The sequence below is a fragment of the Nocardiopsis sp. TNDT3 genome (assembly GCF_003427465.1).
GTDB lineage: Bacteria > Actinomycetota > Actinomycetes > Streptosporangiales > Streptosporangiaceae > Nocardiopsis > Nocardiopsis dassonvillei.
In genome coordinates this window covers 1-3,275 of sequence record NZ_QPFC01000450.1, presented here as the reverse complement: position 1 = coordinate 3,275, position 3,275 = coordinate 1, and the positions used below count along the sequence as shown (strand labels likewise).

Genomic DNA, 3,275 nt, shown 5'->3' with positions numbered 1-3,275 from the left:
CGGCGGCGGAGCGGCGCGTGGGCGCCACGCGCACCGCCGAGGCGTGGAACGCGTGGCGCCCCCTGCCGCTGGAGCAGGTGCTCGACCGCGCGCTGGCCTTCCCCCGGCCGCAGTCCTCGGGGCCCTCGGGCCCGGATTCGCTGACCCCCCGGGAGAGGGAGGTGGCCGAACTGGCCGAAGAGGGCCTGTCCAACCGCGAGATCGCCGAGCGGCTGACCATCAGCCACGCGACGGCGGCCCGCCACATCGCGAACATCTTCAGAAAACTCTCGATTTCCTCCAGGACGCAGTTGACCGGCTGGGCCGTCCCGGGTGACGGTGGCTGACACGGCCCCGGTCGAGGGGACGCACTTGCACAGTGCGCGTGCACCCGCTAAGACAGGAACTCCGGGTACCAGAGCCCACACCAACGACGTCCGCCCCTGCCGACCTTCCCCCCCAACCCTGGTGAGAACCTCCCCCGACAGCCCCTACATGTGAAGGCCATGGCACCTTTGACCGCGCCCGCGCGGCACAACCTCCCCCGTCCGGGCACCGGATTCGTGGGCCGTGAGCGGGACCTGAGCGACCTGCTCCGTCTGCTCGGCTCCAGCCGCTCCGTCACGCTGAGCGGAACCGACGGCCTGGGCAAGACGCGTCTGGCGATACGCGTGGCCGAGCAGTCCACCGCGTGGTTCCCCGACGGCGTGTGGATGGTCGGCATGGCGGACGCGCGCACGACCCTGGAGGTGTACGCGCGGGTGGCCGCCGCGGTGGGCGTGGTGGAGGAGCCGGGGCAGCCGCTGTCGGTCACGGTGACCGAGGCACTGTGCGAACGCCACCTGCTGCTGGTGCTGGACGCGTGCGAGCACGCCGTCGAGCAGGTGGCGGAGGTCGGCGAGGCCCTGCTGGCCTCGTGCCCGTCCGTGTCGATCCTGCTCACCAGCGAGACCCCCGTCCGTCTGTCGGGCGGCACCGTGTGGCGGATGACGCCGATGGCGCTGCCGCTGCCCGCGCGCAAGGGGCCCCAGCCCGACCCGGCCGGCGCGGAGGCGGTGCGTCTGTTCATGGACCGCGCCCGCGCCCGCGACCCGCGCTTCTCGCTCTCGCGCGAGGAGATGGAGACCGTGACGGAGCTGTGCGACCTGGCGGGCGGCATCCCGCTGGCGATCGAGGCGCTGGGCGCGAGCGCGCCCGGGGTGGGGCCCGCCGTGCTGGTGGAGGGGCTGCGCGAGCACCTGTCCTCCCCCGAGGTCCAGCCCGGCCCGGGGCAGGCGGTCCCGCGCAGCGAGATGCTGCCGGTGGTGCTGGACTTCGTGTACCGCGGGCTGCCCGAGGCCGAGAGGGTGCTGCTGCGCCGCCTGTCGGTGTTCCGGGGCTGGAACCTGGAGCTGGCCGAGCAGGTGTGCGCCGACGAGGCCCTGCCCGAAGCGGACATCCTCGACCTCGTGACGTCCCTGCTGAACCGCTCCCTGATCACCGTGACCGGCGAGTTCGAGGGCCGGGTGCGCTACCGGCTGCCCGAGGCCGTGCAGCGGTTCGCGCACTCCCGGCTGGTCGCGGCGGGCGAGGCGGAACTGTTCCAGGAGAGGCTCCTGGACCGGATGCTGCGCCTGGCCGAGGACCTGGGCCAGAAGCTGGAGTCGAGCCGGGTCATGCCCTGGAGCGAGCGCGACTCCGGGCGCCAGCGCGTGATCGCCGAGTACGACACGCTGCGCTCCCTGCTGCGCTGGGCGCTGGAGCACGGCGCCGCCGAACCGGGCCTGCGGCTGTGCGTCAGCCTGACCGCGCACTGGGTGAGCCACCAGAGCTACTCCGAGGGAGCGCACTGGATGGACCGCCTGTTGGAGCTGGAGGACGCGGCCAAGGCTCCCTCACGCGCGCGGGCGCTGGTGGGTCGGGCCCAGCTGGCGCGGGTGCGGCGCGACCACGGGCTGGCGGTCTCACTGGGCGAGGAGGGCCTGCGGCTGTGCCGCGAGGCCGGGGACGACGTGTTCGTCCGCGTCGCGCTCAACCTGCTCGCCCTGGTCGAGGTGCGCGACCGCGTGTCGGACCAGGCCGCGGTGCGGGTGGAGGAGGCTCTGCGGCTGTGCCGTGAGTCGGGTGACCTGTGGGGAGAGGCGATCGCCCTGGGCACCCGGGCGGCCCTGGTCGCCCAGCAGGGCGACCATCCCACGGCCGACCACCACTACAACGCCGCGCTGACGCTGCTGCGCGGGATCGACCACCGGTGGGGCGTGGGAGTCACCCTCATGGGCCAGGCGTACGCGGCGGAGGCCAGCGGCGACCTGTTGACGGCGGACCGCTGCTACCGGGAGGCGCTGGACACCCAGCGGCTGATCGGGGCGGCGGCCGAGGAGGCGCGCTGCCTGGCCGGGATCGGCCGGGTCGCGCACGCCCAGGGGTCCACGGGACAGGCCTACGACTACCTGAGCGAGGGGCTGCTGCTGAGCCACTCGACGGGCCAGCGCGCGGACGCGGCGCGCGCCCTGACCGCGATCGCCCGGGTGGCGTTCGGGGCGGGGCTGCGCGAGGGCTCCTGCCGCCTGGCGGGCGCGGCGATGAGCGTGCGCGAGCGGCTGGGGCTGTCCACGCACGAGGCGCCGTGGCCGTTCACCGACGTGGAGAAGGTCCGGCGGCGCCGCCGCCAGCTGGTGGGCTGGTGGGAGCAGGGCCGGACGCTGGCCCTGGCGAACGCGGTCCGCGAGGGAGAGCAGCTGGCGGAGGAGGCGCGGCGCCCGCCGTCGCGCCGCTCCGCGCCGCCCAGCCGTCCCGCGCGCGGGCGCCGGGAGCGGGGAGGGCCCGCCCCGGACCCGGAGTCGGTGACCCCCGAGGAGCGGCTCACCCCGCGTGAGCTGGAGGTGGCCCTCCTGGTGAGCCGGGGCAGGAGCAACCCGGAGATCGCCCGGGAGCTGTTCATCACCCCCTCGACGGCGGCGCGGCACGTGGCCAACATCAACCGCAAGATGGGCTTCCACTCGCGTACGCAGATCGCCTCGTGGGTACGCCACCACCGGAGCTCGGACTAAGCTGCCCGGTCTGCCCTGTTAAGCCCGGCTCGCCACCGGGAGAACCAGCTTCCGCACCGAATCTACATATGCATGTGCATAGCAATATGCATGTGCATCTGGCTGTGAACGCGCTAGGCTTCAAGCCATGGGACACCACGTTCGTGGCACTGTGGTGGCACGGTCGTCGAGGTCCCGGAAACGGCCGTCGAACACCGGTGTGACACCGGTTTCCGGCGGACGTCAGTCCCGGAGAGGTCTCCGGGGCCGGTGGGAGGCCGCGTCGGC

The 3,275-nt window shown here is 73.7% G+C and carries 2 protein-coding genes; both read left to right on the top strand.

Annotated elements, in window-relative coordinates:
* On the top strand, positions 1-326 hold a 326-nt coding region (locus DQW06_RS11865; protein WP_198662428.1), incomplete at its 5' end, for a response regulator transcription factor.
* Between the two features lie 168 nt (positions 327-494).
* Positions 495-3,008, top strand: a complete 2,514-nt coding sequence (locus tag DQW06_RS11860; RefSeq protein WP_041552844.1) for a LuxR C-terminal-related transcriptional regulator — start codon at positions 495-497, stop codon at positions 3,006-3,008.
* The last annotated feature ends 267 nt before the right edge of the window (positions 3,009-3,275 follow it).